The organism is Photobacterium galatheae (assembly GCF_000695255.1).
Classification (GTDB): domain Bacteria; phylum Pseudomonadota; class Gammaproteobacteria; order Enterobacterales; family Vibrionaceae; genus Photobacterium; species Photobacterium galatheae.
Genome location: NZ_JMIB01000006.1, coordinates 24006 through 45908, shown reverse-complemented (window position 1 = coordinate 45908; position 21903 = coordinate 24006). Strand labels below are relative to the sequence as shown.

At 52.4% G+C, this 21903-nt stretch carries 18 protein-coding genes and 9 tRNA genes; 26 read left to right on the top strand and 1 reads right to left on the bottom strand.

Going from position 1 to position 21903, the window contains the following annotated elements; translation table 11 throughout:
• Positions 1 to 26: 26 nt before the first annotated feature.
• From eno to rpoS, 9 genes are all read left to right on the top strand, one after another.
• The gene (gene eno, locus EA58_RS04145) at positions 27 to 1328 is read left to right on the top strand and encodes a phosphopyruvate hydratase (protein ID WP_036749323.1); all 1302 of its coding nucleotides are present in this window, start codon (positions 27 to 29) and stop codon (positions 1326 to 1328) included.
• 188 nt (positions 1329 to 1516) lie between these two features.
• Positions 1517 to 1798, top strand: coding sequence for a cell division protein FtsB (ftsB, locus tag EA58_RS04140; RefSeq protein WP_036749320.1), 282 nt, complete (start codon positions 1517 to 1519; stop codon positions 1796 to 1798).
• Between the two features lie 38 nt (positions 1799 to 1836).
• Entirely contained in the window at positions 1837 to 2532 is a 696-nt protein-coding gene (gene ispD, locus EA58_RS04135; RefSeq protein WP_036749318.1) for a 2-C-methyl-D-erythritol 4-phosphate cytidylyltransferase, read from the top strand.
• Entirely contained in the window at positions 2532 to 3005 is a 474-nt protein-coding gene (ispF, locus tag EA58_RS04130; protein ID WP_036749315.1) for a 2-C-methyl-D-erythritol 2,4-cyclodiphosphate synthase, read from the top strand. Before ispD ends, ispF begins: the two co-directional genes overlap by 1 nt.
• A gap of 30 nt (positions 3006 to 3035) precedes the next feature.
• Positions 3036 to 4100 carry a tRNA pseudouridine(13) synthase TruD gene (truD, locus tag EA58_RS04125; RefSeq protein WP_036749312.1) on the top strand — a complete coding sequence of 355 codons (1065 nt, stop codon included), beginning with the start codon at positions 3036 to 3038 and terminating at the stop codon, positions 4098 to 4100.
• Complete coding sequence (gene surE / locus EA58_RS04120; protein WP_036749309.1) at positions 4081 to 4833, top strand: 5'/3'-nucleotidase SurE; 753 nt, start codon at positions 4081 to 4083, stop codon at positions 4831 to 4833. The genes truD and surE overlap by 20 nt, the downstream gene beginning before the upstream one ends.
• Positions 4833 to 5462: a protein-L-isoaspartate(D-aspartate) O-methyltransferase gene (locus tag EA58_RS04115; protein WP_036749306.1), complete on the top strand. Its 630-nt coding sequence runs from the start codon at positions 4833 to 4835 to the stop codon at positions 5460 to 5462. The genes surE and EA58_RS04115 overlap by 1 nt, the downstream gene beginning before the upstream one ends.
• 12 nt (positions 5463 to 5474) lie before the next feature.
• The gene (locus EA58_RS04110) at positions 5475 to 6560 is read left to right on the top strand and encodes a peptidoglycan DD-metalloendopeptidase family protein (protein ID WP_412177934.1); all 1086 of its coding nucleotides are present in this window, start codon (positions 5475 to 5477) and stop codon (positions 6558 to 6560) included.
• Between the two features lie 54 nt (positions 6561 to 6614).
• Positions 6615 to 7616 (top strand): RNA polymerase sigma factor RpoS, encoded by a 1002-nt coding sequence (rpoS, locus tag EA58_RS04105; RefSeq protein WP_036749300.1) that lies wholly within the window; start codon positions 6615 to 6617, stop codon positions 7614 to 7616.
• A 106-nt stretch (positions 7617 to 7722) separates the two neighbouring features.
• On the opposite strand, the gene mutS is transcribed toward rpoS, so the two are convergent.
• Positions 7723 to 10260, bottom strand: coding sequence for a DNA mismatch repair protein MutS (mutS, locus tag EA58_RS04100; RefSeq protein ID WP_284694932.1), 2538 nt, complete (start codon positions 10258 to 10260; stop codon positions 7723 to 7725).
• A 186-nt stretch (positions 10261 to 10446) separates the two neighbouring features.
• Here mutS and pncC point away from each other — a divergent pair, with 186 nt between their 5' ends.
• The 17 genes from pncC to EA58_RS04015 all read left to right on the top strand — a co-directional run bounded on the left by pncC (position 10447) and on the right by EA58_RS04015 (position 21728).
• On the top strand, positions 10447 to 10935 hold the full coding sequence (gene pncC, locus EA58_RS04095) for a nicotinamide-nucleotide amidase (protein ID WP_036749294.1): 489 nt from the start codon (positions 10447 to 10449) through the stop codon (positions 10933 to 10935).
• A 129-nt stretch (positions 10936 to 11064) separates the two neighbouring features.
• Positions 11065 to 12132 (top strand): recombinase RecA, encoded by a 1068-nt coding sequence (recA, locus tag EA58_RS04090; protein WP_036749291.1) that lies wholly within the window; start codon positions 11065 to 11067, stop codon positions 12130 to 12132.
• 155 nt (positions 12133 to 12287) lie between these two features.
• On the top strand, positions 12288 to 12749 hold the full coding sequence (recX, locus tag EA58_RS04085) for a recombination regulator RecX (protein WP_036749289.1): 462 nt from the start codon (positions 12288 to 12290) through the stop codon (positions 12747 to 12749).
• Positions 12750 to 12935: 186 nt separating this feature from the next.
• The gene (gene alaS, locus EA58_RS04080; RefSeq protein ID WP_036749287.1) at positions 12936 to 15560 is read left to right on the top strand and encodes an alanine--tRNA ligase; all 2625 of its coding nucleotides are present in this window, start codon (positions 12936 to 12938) and stop codon (positions 15558 to 15560) included.
• A gap of 321 nt (positions 15561 to 15881) precedes the next feature.
• Positions 15882 to 16079 (top strand): carbon storage regulator CsrA, encoded by a 198-nt coding sequence (gene csrA, locus EA58_RS04075; RefSeq protein ID WP_027253546.1) that lies wholly within the window; start codon positions 15882 to 15884, stop codon positions 16077 to 16079.
• 214 nt (positions 16080 to 16293) lie between these two features.
• Positions 16294 to 16385, top strand: a tRNA-Ser gene (locus tag EA58_RS04070).
• 32 nt (positions 16386 to 16417) lie between these two features.
• Positions 16418 to 16494 (top strand) — tRNA-Arg (locus EA58_RS04065).
• A 45-nt stretch (positions 16495 to 16539) separates the two neighbouring features.
• Positions 16540 to 16616 (top strand) — tRNA-Arg (locus EA58_RS04060).
• Positions 16617 to 16626: 10 nt separating this feature from the next.
• Positions 16627 to 16718: transfer RNA gene (locus EA58_RS04055), tRNA-Ser, on the top strand.
• Between the two features lie 48 nt (positions 16719 to 16766).
• Positions 16767 to 16843, top strand: a tRNA-Arg gene (locus EA58_RS04050).
• Positions 16844 to 16889: 46 nt separating this feature from the next.
• Positions 16890 to 16966, top strand: a tRNA-Arg gene (locus EA58_RS04045).
• Positions 16967 to 17000: 34 nt separating this feature from the next.
• Positions 17001 to 17077: transfer RNA gene (locus EA58_RS04040), tRNA-Arg, on the top strand.
• Between the two features lie 46 nt (positions 17078 to 17123).
• A tRNA-Arg gene (locus EA58_RS04035) sits at positions 17124 to 17200 on the top strand.
• A gap of 36 nt (positions 17201 to 17236) precedes the next feature.
• Positions 17237 to 17313, top strand: a tRNA-Arg gene (locus tag EA58_RS04030).
• A 155-nt stretch (positions 17314 to 17468) separates the two neighbouring features.
• The gene (locus EA58_RS04025; RefSeq protein ID WP_036749280.1) at positions 17469 to 18419 is read left to right on the top strand and encodes an NADP-dependent oxidoreductase; all 951 of its coding nucleotides are present in this window, start codon (positions 17469 to 17471) and stop codon (positions 18417 to 18419) included.
• A 3-nt stretch (positions 18420 to 18422) separates the two neighbouring features.
• Positions 18423 to 18845, top strand: coding sequence for a YqaA family protein (locus EA58_RS21520; protein WP_036749277.1), 423 nt, complete (start codon positions 18423 to 18425; stop codon positions 18843 to 18845).
• Between the two features lie 30 nt (positions 18846 to 18875).
• On the top strand, positions 18876 to 21728 hold the full coding sequence (locus EA58_RS04015; protein ID WP_036749274.1) for a M16 family metallopeptidase: 2853 nt from the start codon (positions 18876 to 18878) through the stop codon (positions 21726 to 21728).
• Positions 21729 to 21903: the final 175 nt, after the last annotated feature.

Here is a 21903-nt window from a genome sequence, read left to right as displayed (position 1 = left end):
ATCAAAATAAAGCAAGAGGAAACACAATGTCTAAGATCGTTAAAGTTCTGGGTCGTGAAATCATCGACTCACGCGGTAACCCAACAGTTGAAGCGGAAGTTCACCTGGAAGGCGGTTTCGTAGGTATGGCTGCGGCGCCATCTGGTGCATCGACCGGTTCTCGTGAAGCACTGGAACTGCGTGACGGAGACAAATCTCGTTTCCTTGGCAAAGGTGTACTGAAAGCCGTTGAAGCGGTGAATGGTCCTATTGCTCAGGCACTGGTTGGTAAAGATGCAAAAGCACAAGCTGACATCGACCAAATCATGATCGACCTGGACGGCACTGAAAACAAATCTAAGTTCGGTGCAAACGCAATTCTGGCGGTATCTCTGGCGAACGCAAAAGCAGCAGCTGCTGCGAAAGGCATGCCTCTGTATGAGCACATCGCTGAACTGAACGGCACGCCAGGTCAGTTCTCTATGCCTCTGCCAATGATGAACATCATCAACGGTGGTGAGCACGCAGACAACAACGTCGACATCCAAGAATTCATGATTCAGCCAGTTGGCGCAAAAACGCTGAAAGAAGCGCTGCGTATCGGTGCTGAAGTTTTCCACAACCTGGCGAAAGTTCTGAAGGCGAAAGGCCTGAACACCGCTGTGGGTGACGAAGGTGGTTTCGCACCAAACCTGGAATCAAACGCTGCTGCACTGGCTGCAATCAAAGAAGCCGTTGAACTGGCAGGTTACGTTCTGGGTAAAGACGTGACACTGGCGATGGACTGTGCGGCTTCTGAGTTCTATGACAAAGAAGCGGGCAACTACAACATGAAAGGCGAAGGTAAAATCTTCACTTCTGAAGAGTTTAACTTCTACCTGCAGGATCTGGCGAACCAGTACCCAATCGTTTCGATTGAAGACGGTCTGGACGAGTCTGACTGGGATGGCTTCAAGCACCAGACAGAACTGCTGGGTGACAAACTGCAACTGGTTGGCGACGACCTGTTCGTAACTAACACGAAGATCCTGAAAGAAGGGATTGAAAAAGGTATCGCGAACTCTATCCTGATCAAATTCAACCAGATCGGTTCTCTGACTGAAACACTGGCTGCGATCAAGATGGCGAAAGATGCAGGCTACACTGCCGTTATCTCTCACCGTTCAGGTGAAACTGAAGATGCAACCATCGCTGATCTGGCGGTAGGTACTGCAGCTGGCCAAATCAAAACCGGTTCTATGAGCCGTTCTGACCGTGTTGCGAAGTACAACCAGCTGATTCGTATCGAAGAAGCGCTGGGTGAGAAAGCACCATTCAACGGTCTGAAAGAAGTGAAAGGCCAGGCATAAGCCTGATCGTTACCTTTCGTCGGCGCTGCTGACACAGAATGATAAGCCGCTCAAACTGAGCGGCTTTTTTATGTCCGAATGGCTGTGCCGGAACTGGTCACACCGGGCGCTTTATGGGATTATTACCTTTCCCGGGGCTGAAAATCTGGCCCGCCGGTTTGAATGAATCAACCTAGAATGAGGCTTACATGCGTGTATTCTGTGTAATGCTGCTGTTGGTCTTCGCTTGGCTGCAGTATGAATTCTGGCTTGGCAAGAATGGCATGTCTGATTACATGGCGCTGACAGAAAACGTGGCGTTACAGCAAAAAGCCAATGCGGAGCTGGCACAAAGAAACCAGCAGATGTATGCAGAAATCAATGATTTACATCAAGGACTGGAAGCCGTGGAAGAACGCGCACGGCATGAATTGGGCATGATCAAGCCCGGAGAAACTTTTTTCCGCATCGTGGGTGACAATACGCCCTAGGGGCTCACTCTGACGTTATTTTTGCAGTAAGACCAATCATGACTCAAACCTTAACTGCCGTCGTTCCTGCCGCCGGTGTCGGTAGCCGTATGAAAGCTGACCGCCCTAAGCAGTATCTGACAATCGCAGGCAAAACGATTTTAGAACATACGGTGGACTGCCTGTTGCAGCATCCCGCGATTGGCCGGGTTGTGATCGCTATCAGTGACAGCGATCCCTATTTTAACCAACTGCCACTGTCAGGTCGCCCGGAAGTGGTGGTCGTACAAGGCGGTGCTGAGCGTGCAGACTCTGTGTTTGCTGGTCTGGCTGCACTGGCTGATGAAGACTGGGTGTTAGTGCATGATGCCGCACGCCCCTGTCTGCATCAGGATGATATTACCCGATTGATTGATCAGGCCAAACAAAGCCGCGATGGTGCGATTCTGGCGGCACCAGTGCGCGATACGATGAAACGGGGCAATGGGCAACAGGCGATAGCCTCGACGGTTGATCGGACCGATCTCTGGCACGCACTGACACCGCAGATGTTTCTGGTGGGTGTTTTGCGTGATGCGATGACGAAATCTCTTGCTGAGGGAGCCGTGATCACGGATGAAGCCTCGGCATTGGAATATTGTGGTTATGCGCCGACGCTGGTTCCGGGCCGGGCTGATAACCTGAAAGTCACACAGCCAGAAGATCTGGCGCTGGCCGAATTTTACCTGCAGCAAAGACGAAAGGAGCAGGCGTAATGCGAATTGGACACGGTTTTGACGTACATAAATTTGGCGGCGAAGGCCCAGTGATCATAGGTGGGGTCGCAGTGCCTTATGAATATGGCCTGATTGCCCACTCTGATGGCGATGTTGCCCTGCATGCTGTGTGTGATGCGTTGTTGGGAGCGATTGGTGCTGGTGATATCGGCCGCCACTTTCCGGATACCGATGCGGAGTGGGCTGGCGCGGACAGCCGGATGCTGCTTCGCGATGTGTATTCCAAAGTGAAGGCGAAAGGCTACTGTCTTGGGAATCTGGATGTCACCATTATTGCCCAGGCACCGAAAATGGCACCTTATATTGATGAGATGTGCCAGCGTATTGCCGACGATCTGGAAACAACAGTCGATAATATTAATGTAAAGGCCACGACTTCTGAGCGTTTGGGCTTTACAGGTCGCAAAGAAGGCATTGCCTGCGAAGCGGTCGTTCTGCTGCGTTCTCTGTAACGCAGTGACTTTCTGTTGAACGGTAACATTATGACAATTGATATGGACAGCCTGAGCTGGCTGCATGGCAAGCCTGTCTGTCAGGGACGGAGCAAAGTCCGCCCGGAAGATTTTATTGTAAAAGAGCAACTGGGTTTTGACTTTATCGGGAGTGGTGAACACTTCATGGTGAAGATCCGAAAAACCGGAGAAAACACCAAGTATGTGGTCAATGAGCTGGCAAAAGCCTGTGGCGTGAAATCCAGAGATGTCAGCTGGGCAGGTCTGAAAGACCGTCATGCCGTGACCGAACAGTGGCTGAGTGTGCATCTTCCGGGTAAACCGGATCCGGATTTGGCTCAGTTTGTTGTGGAACATCCGGGTGTCGAGGTACTCGCGACCGACCGTCATGATAAGAAACTGCGTCCGGGTGATTTGGCTGGAAACCATTTTGAGCTGCGTCTGACTGAGTTAACGCAACCTCAGGATCTGGTATCGCGCCTGGAGAACATTCAGCAACAGGGTGTCCCGAATTATTTTGGTGCTCAGCGCTTTGGCCATGACGGGAACAATGTGGTGAAAGCCCGTGCCTGGGGCAATGACGAATTTCGTGTCCGAGACAAGAGCAAGCGCAGTTTTTATCTTTCAGCGGCCCGTTCCTGGCTGTTCAATCAGGTGCTGTCCCAGCGGATTGCCCAAGGCCAATCCAGCCAGCTTCAGGTGGGTGACTGTGTTCAGGCAGCGAATCAAGATGGTTGGGATGTGGTTACAGAGGTGACCACAGAATTGCAGGCACAGGTTGATACCGGTAGCTTGTTGATTACCGCGCCGATGATGGGTGACAACGCATTGCCGAGCCTGGGAGAAGTGGCGGCGTTTGAAATACAAGTCATTGAACAGGAGCCGCTGCTGCTGAAGCTGATCCGGGATAACCGGATGCGACACGAACGTCGTCCGCTGATGTTGCGCCCGTCAGAAATGCATTGGCAACTGGAAGAAAATTCGCTCGTGGTTCAGTTTTCTTTGCCGGCAGGTTGTTTTGCAACAGCCGTATTGCGGGAGCTGATCGATGAGCCAGAGCAGAAGGATGGCAGAGATGCGAATTTTGATCAGTAACGATGATGGTATCTTTGCTGAAGGAATCAATATACTGGCCGATACCCTGAAAGAGCTGGGTGAGGTCTATGTGGTAGCGCCTGATCGGAACCGCAGTGGGGCATCGAACTCACTGACACTGGAAACACCTTTACGCGTCCGTGAAGAAGGCATTCGAAGAGTCTCTGTCGAAGGCACGCCGACCGACTGTGTGCATTTCGCGCTGAATGAATGGTTGAGCGAAAAGCCGGATATCGTGGTGGCGGGGATTAATCATGGTGCAAACCTGGGAGATGATGTCCTCTACTCAGGTACGGTCGCCGCTGCTACAGAAGGTCATTTTCTGGGGGTTCCTGCGATTGCTGTCTCCCTTGTTGGTCGTGAACATTTTGCGACGGCTGCGCAGGTGGTCAAGGAAATGATCGGGCGGCTCAAAATGCAGCCATTGCCCAGTAATAAAATTTTGAATATTAACGTGCCTGACGTCCCATTGTCTGAGCTGGGTGAGTGGCAAGTGACCCGTTTAGGTGCGCGACACCGCTCGGAAAAAATGGTGAAAGATACCGATCCTCGGGGCAAAACCATCTACTGGCTCGGCCCGCCGGGAAGTTGTCAGGATGCTGGCCCGGGGACAGATTTTTACGCCATTGAGCGTAAGCAAGTGTCAATTACACCGCTTCAGGTCGATCTGACCGCGCATGATGTGCTGGATGATCTGGCACAATGGATGAAACAAGTGGAGAACAACGGATAATGCGCTATGCGGAACAACGCCATAGCCTGATGGAATATTTGCGTCAGCAGGGAATTGCTGACCGAAAAGTGCTGCAAGTCATGGATAGGGTTCCCCGAGAGCATTTTATTGACGAGGCCCTGTCGCACAAAGCTTATGAAAATAATGCTCTGCCGATTGGCAGTGGGCAGACTATTTCACAGCCTTATATCGTCGCCAGAATGACGGAACTGCTGGAGCTGGCACCTGGTTCCCGAGTGCTGGAGATCGGGACTGGTTCAGGTTACCAGACGGCCATTTTGTCGCACATGGTCGAACGTGTTTATTCGGTCGAGCGGATTAAAACGCTGCAATGGCAGGCAAAACGCCGTTTCAAGCAGTTGGACTTGCATAACATCTCGACCAAGCATGGTGACGGCTGGCTCGGCTGGGCCAGCAAAGGACCTTTTGACGCGATTATCGTCACAGCGGCAGCCGAAACGGTGCCGACAGCATTGCTCGGACAGTTGGCTGAAGGCGGCCGTCTGGTCATTCCTGTGGGCGATGATTATCAGGTGTTGAAACGTATTCGCTTTATGCATGGCCAGTTTGTCACGGATGATATTATTCCTGTTCGTTTTGTTCCCTTGGTTGCAGGGGAGCTGGCATAGCAGATGAGTGGCATGAGCAGAAAGAAGCGCAGACTCTCAGTTGTGTTGACAGCGGGCTTGCTGCTGTCTGCTTGTGCAACTTATCCGCCGCCTGGTGCCAATTATAACAACACGGAAGCTGGCAGCTATCGCGGCAGTTTCTACGAAGTACAGCGTGGGGACACACTGTACTTCATTGCTTATCTGTCGGGGCGTGATGTGAACGAGCTGATTGCGATTAATCAGTTGGCGCCGCCCTATACGATTTATCCTGGCCAGAAATTGTTCTTATGGAAGCCCAAGTATGTGCCGCCTCAGTTTGGTCAGAAGGTTGCGGTTCAGCCATCCCAGCCAATCGTCAAGAAACCATCTTCACCACCGAAACCGCCTAAGCGCGAGGCTGTGCCCTATCAGCCCACCGTTGTGGTCGGTCCAGTAGTTGCAGCAACCGCTGTACCTGCAACCGCGGCGACCTCGGTTCCGGCGCCGGTGATCAAACCGCCTGTAAAATCAACACCAGCCAGAAAGCCTGTGGCTAAGCCAGTCCTTAAGCCAGCGGCCAAACCGACGACAGCACCATCAAAATCGGCGACATCTACGACTAAAATCGCACAAAAAAGCGTCAAGAAAGATGTTGATCGTCCTTCCACAAAAGAGTACTCTCAAGATTCAAAAAGTAACAAAGTTGTTACAACCCAGGCCCGTTCTAAGGACAATTCGGGCCAGACGTCAAAGTCTGGTGCTGACAAGGTTGACAGTTGGGTATGGCCGACGAAAGGAAGAGTGATTGCTCGTTTCTCTGACAAGGAAAACGGCAATAAAGGCATTGATATCGCTGGCCACAGGGGCCAGGATGTGAAAGCCACCGCTGCCGGAAAAGTCGTCTATGCCGGGAATGCATTACGGGGCTATGGCAACCTTGTCATTATCAAACACAACGACGATTACCTCAGCGCTTATGCGCACAATGACCGGGTACTCGTCAGGGAGCAAGATACGGTGACCGCGGGGCAAAAAATTGCCGCGATGGGCAGCTCGGGAACGAACAGTGTCCGGCTGCACTTTGAGATCCGTTACAAAGGCAAGTCAGTGAATCCGCTCAGGTACCTGCCAGACTGACAGACTGCTCGAGCGTGATGCACCGGATTTGTGAGATGCTATCTGGGAGGCGCTATGAGCAGAAGTAATGCAGCTACTGATATCGAAAACTATGATGAGTTTGATGATGACATGGAGATCGATGTCGAAGAGCAGGAAGCTAATATCTCCGCTAAATCAGAGATTGAAGACGCTGACGATGAGCTGGATATCACGTCGTATACGGTCACTCAGAAAGCACTGGATGCGACTCAGCTTTATCTTGGCGAAATCGGTTTTTCCCCACTTTTAACCGCCGAGGAAGAAGTCCTTTACGCCCGCCGTGCCTTGCGTGGTGACGAGGTGGCCCGCAAGCGCATGATTGAAAGTAACCTCCGTTTGGTGGTGAAGATTTCTCGTCGTTACAGTAACCGTGGTCTGGCATTACTGGATCTGGTTGAAGAGGGGAATCTTGGCCTGATTCGGGCGGTCGAAAAATTCGATCCGGAGCGGGGATTCCGCTTTTCAACGTACGCAACCTGGTGGATCCGTCAGACGATAGAGCGGGCCATCATGAACCAAACCCGTACGATTCGCCTGCCGATTCATGTCGTGAAAGAGCTGAACGTCTACTTGCGGACTGCTCGTGAGCTGGCCCAAAAGCTGGATCATGAACCAACTGCCGAAGATATCGCTTTGCAGCTTGATAAGTCTGTTGATGATGTGAACCGGATGCTGCGTCTGAATGAACGTGTCGGTTCGGTAGATAACCCAATTGGTGGTGATTCAGAAAAAGCACTGCTGGATATTATTCCGGATGAACGCTGTGGCGGGCCAGAAACCTCAACCCAGGACGATGATATGAAAACATCGATTGTCACCTGGTTACAGGAACTGAATCCGAAACAACGTGAAGTGCTGGCCCGCCGTTTTGGTCTGCTGGGCTATGAAGCTTCAACGCTGGAAGATGTTGGTCGCGAAATTGGTCTAACCCGTGAACGAGTGCGTCAGATTCAGGTGGAAGGGCTGCGTCGTCTGCGCGACATGCTGACCCATCAGGGGCTGAATATTGAGTCGCTGTTCAATCAGGAAATGTAATTAAGCGCGCTCGCTTTGCTGAGCGCATTGCCTTGATATTCAGTCGGGTTACAAAGAAAACAAAAAGGACGCAGATGCGTCCTTTTTTGATCTGAAAGGAGCTGAATTACAGCAGTGCTTTCAGGCGATATAACTCATCCAGCGCCTGACGTGGCGTCAGTTCGTCCGGATTCAGACGTGTCAGCGCTTCTTCGACTTCACTCGGCTCCGGAATCAGTGACAGCTGCTGATTATCTGAGCTTTGCTGGCTTGGTTGCTCAATTGCCTGCTGGTGGCCACTGGCTTCCAGTTGTTGCAGCTTTTGTTTGGCGCGTTTAATCACGGATTTCGGAACTCCGGCCAGGCTGGCGACGGCTAAACCGAAAGACTTGCTGGCCGCCCCTTCCTGCACCGCGTGCATGAAAGCGATTTCATCGCCATGCTCAATGGCATCCAGATGAACATTTGCCAGTCCCGGGAGCAACGAAGGCAGTTCTGTCAGTTCGAAATAGTGCGTTGCGAACAGCGTCATGGCGGCAATCTTTTCGGCCAGCCATTCAGCGCTGGCCCAGGCCAGTGATAAACCATCGTAAGTACTGGTGCCACGGCCGATTTCATCCATCAGGACCAGGCTGTTTTCTGTTGCATTGTGCAGGATATTCGCAGTCTCGGTCATTTCCACCATGAAGGTCGAACGACCGGAGGCCAGATCATCAGAGGCCCCAATTCGGGTGAAAATTCGATCCAGTGGGCCAATCGTCGCAGCATCTGCCGGGACGTAAGAACCGACGTGTGCCAGCAGTGCAATGAGTGCGGTCTGGCGCATGTAGGTGGATTTACCGCCCATGTTCGGACCGGTAATGATTAGCATCCGTCGATCCTGATGCAGCGAAATTGGGTTGGCAATGAATGGATCATCCAGTACCTGCTCGACGACAGGGTGACGGCCGGCATTGATTTCCACGCCTGCTTGGTCTGTTAAATGCGGGCGGCAGTAGTTCAGCGTGTCGGCACGCTCCGCAAGATTGGCCAGGACGTCCAGTTCAGATAGTGCTGCTGCGGTCTGCTGTAACTGTGCCAGATTCGGCAGCAACAGATCGAACAGTTCCTCCCACAGCTTTTTCTCCAGCGCCAGCGCTTTGGATTTGGAATTCAGGACCTTGTCTTCGTGCGCTTTCAGCTCCGGGATGATGTAACGTTCGGCGTTTTTCAGGGTCTGGCGGCGTACATAATGGCTTGGCACTTTATGGCTCTGGCCGCGGCTGATCTGAATATAGAAGCCATGAACCTGATTGAACCCGACTTTCAGACTGTCGATATCATGTCGTTCGCGTTCGCTGGCTTCCAGTTCCTCGAGGAATTTCGTCGCACCATCAGCCAGATCCCGCCATTCATCCAGTTCGGCATTGTAGCCGGGGGCCAGCACGCCGCCATCGCGGATCACCACAGGCGGATTTTCAATAATCGCCCTTTCAAGCAGCGAGCACAGTTCATCCATTGGCTGACTGTATTCGGCCAGCTGGCGTATGTGGGCACTGTTGAGTTCGGTCAGCAGATCAGCCAGTTGCGGCAGGTGCTGAAGTGCTGTTCGCATCCGGGCCAGATCTCTTGGGCGAGCTGAGCGGAGGGCTAACCGGGCCAGAATACGTTCCAGATCGCCCATATGACGCAGGACATCTGCCAGATCGGCAAACATGCCACTGTCTTTCAGATTGCCGATGGCGTCTAACCTGTGGTTCAGTTGCTGGCGATTGCGAACCGGCTGATGCAGCCAGCGTTTGAGCAGGCGGCTGCCCATGGGTGTGGCGGTATGATCCAGGACTGAGGCCAGCGTGTTGTCGGTGCCGCCGGCCAGATTTTGGGTCAGTTCCAGATTCCGGCGGGTCGCGGCATCCAGGACGACGGATTCATCCTGACTGTCCCGGGTAATGGCACGGATATGCGGCAAAGCCGTGCGCTGGGTGTCTTTGACATACTGGAGCAGACAGCCTGCGGCACACAGACCGAACTCAGCCTGTTCGACTCCGAAACCCACCAGATCACGGGTACCGAATTGCAGAGTTAGCTGCTGGCGGGCCGTTTCCAGCTCAAATTCCCAGACCGGACGGCGGCGTGTGCCTTTCAGATGGCTGAAGAGGCCGGGCAGCGGGAAATCTTCCGGATACAGTAATTCGACCGGGCTGGTGCGTTGCAGCTCAGCCTGCATCGCTTCTTCAGTTTCCGGTTCTGTCAGCATGAAACGGCCGGAGGTGATATCCAGTGTGGCATAGCCGAAGCGACCGTTCTGACAGAAAATCGCGGCAATCAGGTTATCGCGGCGTTCATGCAGTAGCGCTTCGTCACTGACAGTACCGGGCGTGACAATACGGACCACCTGCCGTTCCACCGGGCCTTTGCTGGTGGCCGGATCACCGATCTGCTCGCAGATTGCGACCGACACGCCTAACTGGACCAGCTTGGCCAGATAGGTTTCTACAGCGTGGTAAGGCACGCCGGCCATTGGAATCGGCTGGCCATTGCTGGCGCCGCGTTTCGTCAGCGAAATATCGAGCAGTTGAGAGGCTTGCTTGGCATCGTCAAAGAAGAGCTCGTAGAAATCTCCCATCCGGTAAAACAGCAATACATCAGGGTTTTCTGCCTTGATCCGTAAGTATTGCTGCATCATGGGGGTGTGTTTTTCTAAACCTTGTACTGTCACGCTGTTGCCCGCTTCAAACCGAGAAAAATCAGGCTGCCTAGGATACGTGAAAGGCGCTTTTGGGCAAAGGGGGATCCGGCGAATTTCTATGGCTTGATGCCCATGGGACAACCGAGTAAGGTGGCGGGATTGACTGCGCACGGAGGAAAGCAGATGACAGCGATATCTTTAGCAAGACAGGTTGGGCAGGCTCTGAAAGCCCGGCAATGGCGAGCGGTGACTGCGGAATCCTGCACCGGTGGCGGTGTCTCTGCAGCCATCACTGAGATTGCGGGAAGTTCAGGCTGGTTCGATTGTGCTTTCGTCACCTACAGCAATGAAGCCAAGCAAGATATGTTGGGCGTGCGGGCAGAGACGCTGACCGAATATGGCGCTGTGAGTGAGCCAGTCGTGAAAGAAATGGCGCAAGGTGCCTTAATTCATTCGCGCGGGCAGATCAGTGTTGCTATCAGTGGGATTGCTGGTCCGGATGGCGGCACGCCGGACAAACCGGTTGGGACGGTCTGTTTTGCTTGGGCGGATACAACGGGGTGGCTGTTACTGGAAACCTGTTGTTTTCGCGGTGACCGACAGAGCGTGCGTGAGCAGGCTGTCGCGCGGGCGCTGCAAGGAATTTTGGATCGTCTGAACCAGATGCAGTGAAGATCACAATCTGGTTCGGCCGATAACCGGGCGCGGAAAAAAATGCCATCCAGTGCTAGACACTGTATGAATAGACAGTATACTAAACACAACTTTGATTGAATGAATTAGCATCCGTTGGAGAGTCGAATGGACGATAACAAACAGAAGGCTCTTGCCGCTGCCCTGGGTCAGATTGAAAAGCAGTTCGGTAAAGGTTCCATCATGAAGCTGGGTGACAACCGTACGATGGATATTGAAACCATCTCAACCGGTTCTTTGTCACTGGATATCGCACTGGGCGCTGGCGGCCTGCCAATGGGTCGTATTGTTGAAATTTACGGGCCGGAATCTTCAGGTAAAACAACGCTGACACTGGAAACGATTGCTGCGGCACAGCGTAAAGGAAAAACCTGTGCTTTCATTGATGCCGAGCACGCGCTGGATCCGATTTATGCGAAGAAACTGGGCGTAAACATTGACGAGCTGCTGGTGTCTCAGCCGGATACCGGTGAGCAGGCACTGGAAATCTGTGATGCGCTGGCCCGTTCCGGTGCCGTTGATCTGATTGTTGTCGACTCCGTGGCTGCACTGACGCCGAAAGCTGAAATCGAAGGCGAAATGGGTGACTCTCACATGGGTCTGCAAGCGCGGATGCTGTCTCAGGCGATGCGTAAGCTGACCGGTAACCTGAAGCAGTCGAACTGTATGTGTATCTTCATCAACCAGATCCGGATGAAGATCGGTGTGATGTTCGGGAACCCGGAAACCACCACAGGTGGTAACGCTCTGAAATTCTACGCCTCTGTGCGTCTGGATATTCGCCGGACCGGTGCCATTAAAGAAGGCGACGAAGTGGTGGGGAACGAAACCCGCATCAAAGTCGTGAAGAACAAAGTGGCTGCGCCATTCAAGCAAGCGGAGACACAGATTCTGTACGGACAGGGCTTCAACCGCAATGGTGAGCTGATTGACCTGGGTGTGAAACAGAAACTGATCGAAAAAGCCGGTGCTTGGTACAGCTATCAGGGTGACAAGATTGGTCAGGGTAAAGCGAATGCTTGTAAATATCTGGCTGAGAATTCGGAAGTTGCTCAGACCATTGAAAAGCAATTGCGTGAGCAGCTGTTGAGCCCGGCGAATCTTTCTGATGAAGAAGGTGAGCTGACCGGTGCTGAGGCCGAAAAGTTTGAAGCACAGCAGGACGATGCTTTTTAATCTGAGTATGAGATAACTGCGAACATTTGTGTTCCGGAATCAGAGCACAAATAAGCTTGAAGCAACGGGCGCTGTACGGCGGTGGGCACACCAAAGTCAGTGCCCGTTGTTTTTGGAGCAAATATGCGGAACCAAGAAGTGAGTTGAGGGTACCCGTGAGGAGACAGGCTCCCAAAATATCAGCGAAAGAAGCGGCGGTTGGTTATCTGTCGCGTCGGGATCATGCTGAACGAGAGTTGCAGCGAAAGCTGAAACAGCGAGGCTACAGTGACCCGGAAGTCAGTGAGGCCATTGCCTACTGCCAGGATTATAACTGGCTCGATGATGCGCGTTATGCCGCCATGGCGATACGGTCTGGGCTGGCTAAAGGCTGGGGCAAGCTGCGGATTCAGCAGGAAATGAAAATGAAGGGCGTCCATGAGCTGTGTATCCGACAAGCATTAGATGAAGCAGACGTCGACTGGTACGAACAGGCCAAAAGTGTTGCTCAGCGAAAATTTGGTGATGCTCCGATGGAAACACCGAAAGAGAAAGCACGCCGTTTACGTTTTATGCAGTCCCGTGGTTTCGACTTTGATCAAATCCGTTATGCATTGTCGGTTGACGATGAATATTAAGACCGATTTTTCTAATGTGTTAACAGAACATTTCCTGTCAAACCCGCGTTGTTTTATAATAGTCGGCAAACCTTTTATCTTAGTCTGATTAAACCTGCTTGCGGACTGGCTTCACAGCCTCGCCGCAGACAACTGAATCACAGTTGCAGGCAGAGTGATTAACACAGCATTATTCAGGATTTTCAAATGTACATGAGCACTGATGAGATTCGCCGTGCGTTTCTTACGTTTTTTGAAAGCAAAGGCCACCAGATCGTCGAGAGTTCGTCACTGGTTCCAGCCAATGACCCGACCCTGCTGTTCACGAATGCGGGGATGAACCAGTTTAAAGATACTTTTCTGGGTCTGGAAAAGCGTAGCTACACCCGAGCGACCACGGCACAGCGCTGTGTACGTGCTGGCGGTAAACACAACGACCTGGAAAATGTCGGTTTTACAGCCCGTCACCACACGTTCTTTGAAATGCTGGGTAACTTCAGTTTTGGTGATTATTTCAAGGAAGATGCGATTCAGTTTGGCTGGGCGTTCCTGACCGATGTGCTGAAACTGCCGAAAGAGCGTCTGCTGGTGACTGTTTACCAGACGGATGATGAAGCATTCGATATCTGGCATAAAGTGATTGGTCTGCCTGAAGACCGAATTATCCGTATCGGTGATAAACAAGGTGGCAAAGCCTTTGAATCGGATAACTTCTGGCAAATGGGTGACACCGGTCCTTGTGGTCCGTGTACTGAGATTTTTTACGATCATGGTGATCACATCTGGGGTGGTCCTCCAGGTTCTCCGGAAGAAGATGGCGATCGTTTCATTGAGATCTGGAACATCGTGTTCATGCAGTTCAACCGTCATGCCGATGGCAACATGGAGCCGCTGCCGAAGCCATCTGTCGATACCGGTATGGGGATTGAGCGTCTGGCTGCCATCATGCAGAACGTCCACTCGAACTACGAAATTGATATCTTCCAGACACTGATCAAAGAGGCGGCATCTGTGATTGGTTATGACGACTTGTCGAACCAGTCACTGCGCGTGGTTGCAGACCATATCCGTTCCTGTGCGTATCTGATTGTTGATGGTGTGATGCCGTCCAACGAAGGCCGAGGCTATGTGCTGCGCCGGATTATTCGCCGGGCGGTACGTCATGGGAACAAACTGGGTGCGAAAGGTGCTTTCTTCTATAAATTGGTTGGTCCGCTGGCTGAAGTGATGGGCAGTGCGGGCGAAGCACTGAAACAACAGCAGGCCATGGTTGAGAAAGTTCTGAAGATTGAAGAAGAGAACTTCGGCCGTACCCTGGATCGTGGTATGGCGATTCTGAACGAAGCCCTGGAAACACTGGATGGCAAAGTGCTGGACGGTGAGACTGTATTCAAACTGTATGATACTTACGGTTTCCCGGCTGATTTGACGAACGACGTTGCTCGTGAGCGCGGTTTCAGCATTGATGAAGAAGGGTTCAACAATGCGATGGAAGCACAGCGTCAGCGTGCGCGCGAAGCCGGTCAGTTCGGTGTGGATTATAACGACAGCGTCAAAGTTGATGCGGAAACAGAGTTCTGTGGCTATGAAGGCACACAGGGTGAAGGCAAGGTGGTTGCGCTGTTCCGCGATGGTGAAGCGGTTGATGCGATTACTGCCGGGGAGAAAGCACTGGTCATTCTGGATCATACGCCTTTCTATGCGGAATCAGGCGGTCAGTGTGGCGATACCGGTGTCCTGTCTGGCAACGGTGTGATGTTTAAGGTTGAAGATACTCAGAAGTTCGGTGATGCCATTGGTCATCAGGGAACCCTGAATGAAGGCAGCCTGTCTGTCGGTGACAGCCTGAATGCTGTGGTTGATGTAGCGCGTCGCGCCGCGATTAGCCTGAACCACTCCGCAACTCACCTGCTGCATGCGGCATTGCGTCAGGAACTGGGTGAGCATGTGGCTCAGAAAGGTTCACTGGTGAAACCAGACGGCCTGCGTTTTGACTTTTCACACCTGGAGTCGGTGAAACCGGAGCAACTGCGCAAGATCGAGCGTATTGTCAACGAGCAGATCCGCCTGAACCATGTGATTGAAACCAACATCATGGATATCGAAGCGGCGAAATCCAAAGGCGCAATGGCGCTGTTTGGTGAGAAGTATGACGATGAAGTCCGTGTTCTGAGCATGGGCGATTTTTCAACTGAGCTGTGCGGCGGTATTCACGCACGTCAGACGGGTGACATTGGTCTGTTCAAGATTGTCTCTGAAGGGGGCATTGCTGCCGGAATTCGCCGTATTGAAGCGGTGACTGGTGAAGGTGCCATTGCTGCACTGCATGCACAGGACAACCAACTGGCAGAAACTGCCAGCCTGTTGAAGGCTGACTCAGCGTCTGTGACCAGTAAAGTCAGCGCGTTGGTTGCGCAGAACAGACAGCTGGAAAAAGAAATTCAGCAACTGAAAGACAAACTGGCGGCTCAGGAAAGTGCTGGTCTGATCAATCAGGTACAAGATATCAATGGGACTAAGGTCTTGATTGCGAAGCTTGACGGTGCAGATAACAAAGCACTCCGTGGTATGGTTGACGAGCTGAAAAACAAGCTGGGAAGCGGTGTCGTCGTACTGGGGAATGTCAGCGATGGTAAAGTTGGCCTGATTGCTGGTGTGACCAAAGATATGACAGCCAAAGTGAAAGCCGGCGAGCTGATCAATATGGTGGCTCAGCAGGTTGGCGGAAAGGGCGGCGGTCGTCCTGATATGGCTCAGGCTGGCGGTACAGATGCTGGCGCATTACCAGCCGCTCTGGATAGTGTGTCTCCTTGGTTGAGTGAACGTCTCTGATTCCGGTTGCTCGCACTGAAGTGTTTGATGTCGGCTGTGCTCCAGTCGACATCAATGATGAAGAAAGTGCTACAATTACAGGCAATTGAGTCGTTGAACCTGACAGTGGATGCTCGGGCAGGTGGTCATATACAGTGATTCAAGATGGATCTGAGCTGTATGCCTGATGCAGAAAATGTTTGTGGTTGATTGTCAAAGTCTGGATAATCGCCCACTTCTCGCTGTTTCTTGAGCAGTGACCATGAACCCGAAGGACATTGTTGAATGAATAATGGCCTTGTTTAAACTAATTAAAAGTAAGATTACTCAAGGAGCAATCGAATGCTAATTTTGACTCGTCGTGTAGGTGAGACGCTGATGATCGGTGACGAAGTAACTGTAACCGTACTTGGTGTGAAAGGAAATCAGGTTCGCATCGGTGTTAATGCGCCGAAAGAAGTGTCTGTTCACCGTGAAGAAATTTACATGCGTATACAGGCAGAGAAAGATACCGGAACACAAGGCTCGGGTAACTACTAATTCCTGTTTTATAAAGAGGTCGGCATAAATGCTGGCCTTTTTTGTTTTCGTCGACCAGCTGAGTTTGGTCAGAAAATAGAGGCGGTTGTACCGCTTAGGTTGTTTTTGTTAGCGGTTTGGCGATTAAGTGTCCAGCCAAGGGCGGAAAGGTACTTTTTCTCAATAAAGTGTTTGACTTATTTTTGCCTGACAGTAATATGAGCGACCGCAAGACGGTGAGGTGGCCGAGAGGCTGAAGGCGCTCCCCTGCTAAGGGAGTATACGGTTTATCCCGTATCGAGGGTTCGAATCCCTCCTTCACCGCCATTTCTTTTCGAAGAAGTGAAACTTGCAATTGCGCGTCCGTAGCTCAGCTGGATAGAGTACCTGGCTACGAACCAGGCGGTCGGAGGTTCGAATCCTCCCGGACGCGCCATAATTTGACAACAATGCAACGCATTGTAGAAACACAAGATTCTGCGCGCTCGTAGCTCAGCTGGATAGAGTACCTGGCTACGAACCAGGCGGTCGGAGGTTCGAATCCTCCCGAGCGCGCCATTATTTGTGTGGTGAGGTGGCCGAGAGGCTGAAGGCGCTCCCCTGCTAAGGGAGTATACGGTTTATCCCGTATCGAGGGTTCGAATCCCTCCTTCACCGCCATTCATCCCAATAGCTAGAGTCCCTTTAGATATTGTGTGAAATGCCTGCGCGTCCGTAGCTCAGCTGGATAGAGTACCTGGCTACGAACCAGGCGGTCGGAGGTTCGAATCCTCCCGGACGCGCCATATTGACCAAGTATCAATGGACTGCTACTTCAAAAACTGATTCTGCGCGCTCGTAGCTCAGCTGGATAGAGTACCTGGCTACGAACCAGGCGGTCGGAGGTTCGAATCCTCCCGAGCGCGCCATCATTCTGTACCGTGATCCCATCACGAAGCCTGCGCGTCCGTAGCTCAGCTGGATAGAGTACCTGGCTACGAACCAGGCGGTCGGAGGTTCGAATCCTCCCGGACGCGCCATTATTTCCAAGTATCAATGGATTGCTACTTCAAAAACTGATTCTGCGCGCTCGTAGCTCAGCTGGATAGAGTACCTGGCTACGAACCAGGCGGTCGGAGGTTCGAATCCTCCCGAGCGCGCCATCATTTCGTACCGTGATCCCATCACGAACAATCTGCGCGTCCGTAGCTCAGCTGGATAGAGTACCTGGCTACGAACCAGGCGGTCGGAGGTTCGAATCCTCCCGGACGCGCCACCTTTCAAAACCCGGTCCTGTACCGGGTTTTTTTATATGCTGTATTTTCCTTCCCCCTCTGATTGACCTAGGCTGTGAGGCTGGTATTTCCGAACAGAAAGCGGTAGTTTTGGCTGGCGTTAAGGAATTCCAACAGATCAGAAGGAAAATCACACATGACATGTCAACAGCTTGCCATCTCGGCATTCGGTGATGCCAACTGCCTTCAATTGCAGTCTGCCACAAGTTCTGCCCCGCAAGGCAGCCAGGTGCTCGTGGCGGTTGCGTATGCCGGGGTCAATCCGATTGATGCGAAGACCCGTGCCGGTCTGGGCTGGGCAGCACAACAGAACAAAGACAAACTGCCTTGGGTTCCCGGCTATGATATTGCTGGGACGGTTCTGGCGGTTGGCGAGGATGTGACCCAGTGGACTGTCGGGCAACGGGTGTGCGGATTTATCGGTTTTCCGCTGGACGGTGGTGCTTACAGTGAGCAGATTGTCGTTGACGCTCACTGCCTGAGTGAAGTGCCGGACGTCGTGACTCTTGAGCAGGCTGCGGCCTTGCCTTTAGCCGGACAAACGGCCTGGCAAGCGCTGGAGAAAGCTTCGGTGAGGCCGAAAGATCGGGTGCTCATTCTGGCCGGGGCCGGTGGTGTGGGCCATCTGGCCGTGCAGCTGGCGCATGCGAAAGGAGCGAATGTGCTGGCAACCTGCTCGGCGGAAAATCTGGCGTTTGTTGCTTCTCTGGGGGCAGAGGCGGTGGATTATCAGGCCGGCGATTTGAAGACGCAGATCCAGCCTGTTGATGTTTTGATCGATCTGGTCGGTGGTGAGGTGGGGATTGCAGCGCTCGCCTGTGTGAAACCCGGTGGACGTGTTGTCACAGTACCCACGATTACAGCAGAAGCGGTCAATGCTTCTGCAAAAGTCGCTGGTCTGCATGCGCAGGGGATGCTGGTGTCACCATCGGTGGCGCAGAACGAACAGATGCTGGCGATGTTGGCAAACGGGGAGCTGAAGATTCATATTGCAGCACAATTCCCATTGTCCAGAGGGGCGGATGCTCATCGGCAGATTGAAACAGGGCGGACGCGAGGTAAGGTTGTCCTGATGATGCAAGGTTAAAATATGGTATTCAGCTGGTCCGGAGAAGCCTTACTGTGGGGGCTGTTTTTCACCGGGCTTTTCAGTGCGACTTTATTGCCGGGTGGCTCGGAAGCGGGTCTGTTGGCTGCACTCACACAGTCGTCATATCCGGTCTGGTTACTGGTTGCTGTCGTGACCGCAGGCAATACCGTTGGTGGGATGGTGAGTTTTTATTTGGGACGTTGCTTTCCTGATAAAACTTCTGAAGAAAATCAGAGTCATAATAAGGCTATCCGTTGGATAAAAAAGTACGGGTACTGGCCTCTGTTGCTGAGCTGGGTGCCGATTGTTGGCGATCCCCTTTGTCTGGCTGCGGGCTGGCTGCGGATGCGTGCCGGGCTTTGTGCTTTGTATATTCTGGTGGGTAAAGCTGCACGGTATGCGTTTTTAGCGCTGCTGTTTTGATTGATAACTCTAAATAAAAGGAAGGCGAACGTGCAAAAGCGGATTCTGAGCCTTGTGTTGCTGGTCCTGACCGGATGCAGTAGTCAGACGCCCCCCGAGCAGGCGCAATCGTTGCCGGATGGGGTGCACTTTGTGGAAAGTGTACCGAATGCCGGTAACGATGTGGTGATCCCTTATAGTAAGTACGTGCTGGATAATGGTTTGACCGTGATCCTCCACGAGGATGATTCTGACCCACTGGTTCATGTGGATGTCACCTACCATGTTGGCTCAGCGCGAGAGCAGCTGGGTAAGTCTGGCTTTGCCCATTTCTTTGAGCATATGATGTTTCAGGGCTCCAAGCATGTCGGTGATCAGGAGCATTTCCGCCTGATCACGGAAGCGGGAGGCTCGATGAACGGGACGACGAACCGTGACCGGACCAATTATTTTGAAACCGTGCCTTCGAATCAGCTGGAAAAAGTATTGTGGCTGGAATCGGACCGGATGGGATTTCTGCTGAGTGCTGTGTCTCAGCATAAGTTTGAGATCCAGCGTTCGACGGTGAAAAACGAGCGGGCGCAGCGCTATGAAAACTCTCCTTATGGTCTGGTGCATGAACGTCTTGGCGAAGCACTTTTCCCACGAACACATCCGTATTCATGGCAGCCCATTGGCTATGTTGAAGATCTGGATCGGGTTGATGTAAACGATCTGAAAGCATTTTTCCTGCGCTGGTACGGGCCGAATAATGCAACACTCACGATTGGCGGCAAGCTTGATAAAGCAGAGACATTAGCCTGGGTTCAGAAATATTTCGGGGGTATCCCACGGGGTCCGAAGGTTGATAACCCGGCGAAACAACCTGTGACACTGGCTGCGGATCGTTTTCTGACTCTGGAAGATAACATTCGTCAGCCGATGCTGATGATGGCCTGGCCGACGTCCTACAAAGGCGCCAAAGATGATGCCTCACTGGATATGCTGGCAAAAGTGATTGGTGGCGGCCAGAACAGCATGCTTTATCAGTCATTGGTGAAAACCGGCAAAGTTGTTGACGCCGGTGCCTATCATGACTGTGGCGAGCTGGCCTGTACGCTGTATGTCTATGCGATTGGACAAAGTGGCGAGCAGGGCAAGCTGAATCAAATCTATGATGATGTCAGCACGGTACTGAGTAGTCTGGCACAGCGGGGCGTTAACCAGAAAGATTTGGATGAAATGAAGGGCATGGCGGAAGCTTCAGCCATCTTCGGCCTGCAAAGTGTCCACGGTAAGGTGGCGCAATTGGCAGCCTACCAGACATTTTACGGGAACCCGAACCGCCTGGGGACTGAGCTGAAAAATCTGCGTGATGTTCAGCCATCGGATGTCGAAGCTGCTTATCAGCGATATGTTGAGAACAAACCGAAGGTGGTGCTCAGCACGGTGCCGAATGGACGCACAGATATGGCGGCCACGAAAGCGAACTATCAGCCAGCAGAGCGGATTATTTCCAAGCATCAGCATCTGGCAGACAATGAACTTCATTTGCGTGAACCTCAGCATGAGAGCTTCGATCGCTCTGTCATGCCACAGCCTTCAGCGCCTGTGACAGCGAAGGTGCCTGAATTGTACCGCCTGAATCTGGCCAATGGTATTGAAGTGCTGGGGACCGATTACGATGAAACGCCGACAATCGAGCTTCAGCTGGTGCTGCCTGCGGGCCGTCGCTATGAGCCATCCGGAAAAAACGGGTTGGCAGAGCTGACAGCCGCGATGATGGCGGAAGACAGTTTGCGTCGTTCTTCTGAAGAGCTGGTCTCCCGACTCGATACGCTGGGCAGTATGATCACCTTTGATCCGGGGATGTATGACACCGTGGTATCTGTGACTGCGCTGAAGAAACATCTTCCAGAAACGCTGGCAATTTTGCAGGAACGCCTGCTGGAGCCGGCTTTCAAGGCGGATGACTTTGCCCGAATCAAGCAACAGGCGCTGGAAGGTCTGGTTTATGATCACCAGCGCCCGAGCTGGCTGGCCAGCCAGGCGACCCGGGAAGTGTTGTATGGTAAGACGGTTTTTGGTCGTCCGGCTGAAGGGACGATGGCATCCATTCAGGGAATTACCCTCAATGATGTAAAAGCGTTTTATCAGCGTTATTACACGCCAAACGGTGCGCAATTGGCTGTGGTTGGAGATATCCCGCCGTCTGAGTTGAAAGCCGATCTGGCATTTCTGTCTCAGTGGCAAGGGGCACCTGCACCTACGTATGTGACGCCAGTACTTCAGTCGCAACCGCAAGCGGCGGTTTGGTTGATTGATAAACCGGATGCCCCACAAAGTACGGTGCGCTTTGTCCGCCGTGGTTTGCCGTATGATGCCACTGGTGAGCAGTTTGAGATTCAATTAGCGAACTTTAATCTGGCGGGTAACTTCAACAGCCGGATCAATCTGAATTTGCGTGAGGACAAGGGATATACCTATGGTGCTGGCGGTTATCAGGTTGGGAACAAAGAAGTGGGCTCCTCCGTGTTCTATGCTGAGGTGCGTGCTGACGCCACATTGCCATCGATTCAGGAAATGCTTAAAGAGCTGGAGAAATACAGTCAGGACGGTCTGACCAAGGATGAATTGGCCTTTATGCGTCTGGCTGTCGGGCAGCAGGAAGCTTTGAGCTATGAAACGCCCAGTGATAAAGCAGACTTACTGCGTCAGATTATGACCTATGATCTGGCCGATGACTTTGTCTCTCAGCGGAACACAATGACGGCCACGATCAGCAAGCAACGCCTGAATGAGTTGGCGGGCAAGTGGTTTAACCCGGCTGATTATCAGATTATCGTCGTTGGTGATGCTGCGTCATTATCGTCACAATTGAAAACTTTGGGGCGTCCTGTTCACCAGCTGACTCCCGAGCAATAAAGGCAGCATGATGATCTGATGATTCAGGTGATATTCAGTTGTTCATTCAAGCCGGCGCCTGATGCGCCGGCTTTTCTTTTGGTTGCAATCCTGATGCAGGAAACCCTTTGCTGGATCAACAATAATCATGGTAATCAACAGGAATAATGATTACCCTAGCTCCCCTGTAATCGAA

Excerpts from the sequence above, each read along its gene's own strand:
- eno (WP_036749323.1), top strand. The coding sequence starts at position 27 with ATGTCTAAGATCGTTAAAGTTCTGGGTCGTGAAATCATCGACTCACGC.
- ftsB (WP_036749320.1), top strand. The coding sequence starts at position 1,517 with ATGCGTGTATTCTGTGTAATGCTGCTGTTGGTCTTCGCTTGGCTGCAG.
- ispD (WP_036749318.1), top strand. The coding sequence starts at position 1,837 with ATGACTCAAACCTTAACTGCCGTCGTTCCTGCCGCCGGTGTCGGTAGC.
- ispF (WP_036749315.1), top strand. The coding sequence starts at position 2,532 with ATGCGAATTGGACACGGTTTTGACGTACATAAATTTGGCGGCGAAGGC.
- truD (WP_036749312.1), top strand. The coding sequence starts at position 3,036 with ATGACAATTGATATGGACAGCCTGAGCTGGCTGCATGGCAAGCCTGTC.
- surE (WP_036749309.1), top strand. The coding sequence starts at position 4,081 with ATGCGAATTTTGATCAGTAACGATGATGGTATCTTTGCTGAAGGAATC.
- EA58_RS04115 (WP_036749306.1), top strand. The coding sequence starts at position 4,833 with ATGCGCTATGCGGAACAACGCCATAGCCTGATGGAATATTTGCGTCAG.
- EA58_RS04110 (WP_412177934.1), top strand. The coding sequence starts at position 5,475 with ATGAGCAGAAAGAAGCGCAGACTCTCAGTTGTGTTGACAGCGGGCTTG.
- rpoS (WP_036749300.1), top strand. The coding sequence starts at position 6,615 with ATGAGCAGAAGTAATGCAGCTACTGATATCGAAAACTATGATGAGTTT.
- mutS (WP_284694932.1), bottom strand. The coding sequence starts at position 10,260 with ATGATGCAGCAATACTTACGGATCAAGGCAGAAAACCCTGATGTATTG.
- pncC (WP_036749294.1), top strand. The coding sequence starts at position 10,447 with ATGACAGCGATATCTTTAGCAAGACAGGTTGGGCAGGCTCTGAAAGCC.
- recA (WP_036749291.1), top strand. The coding sequence starts at position 11,065 with ATGGACGATAACAAACAGAAGGCTCTTGCCGCTGCCCTGGGTCAGATT.
- alaS (WP_036749287.1), top strand. The coding sequence starts at position 12,936 with ATGTACATGAGCACTGATGAGATTCGCCGTGCGTTTCTTACGTTTTTT.
- csrA (WP_027253546.1), top strand. The coding sequence starts at position 15,882 with ATGCTAATTTTGACTCGTCGTGTAGGTGAGACGCTGATGATCGGTGAC.
- EA58_RS04025 (WP_036749280.1), top strand. The coding sequence starts at position 17,469 with ATGACATGTCAACAGCTTGCCATCTCGGCATTCGGTGATGCCAACTGC.
- EA58_RS21520 (WP_036749277.1), top strand. The coding sequence starts at position 18,423 with ATGGTATTCAGCTGGTCCGGAGAAGCCTTACTGTGGGGGCTGTTTTTC.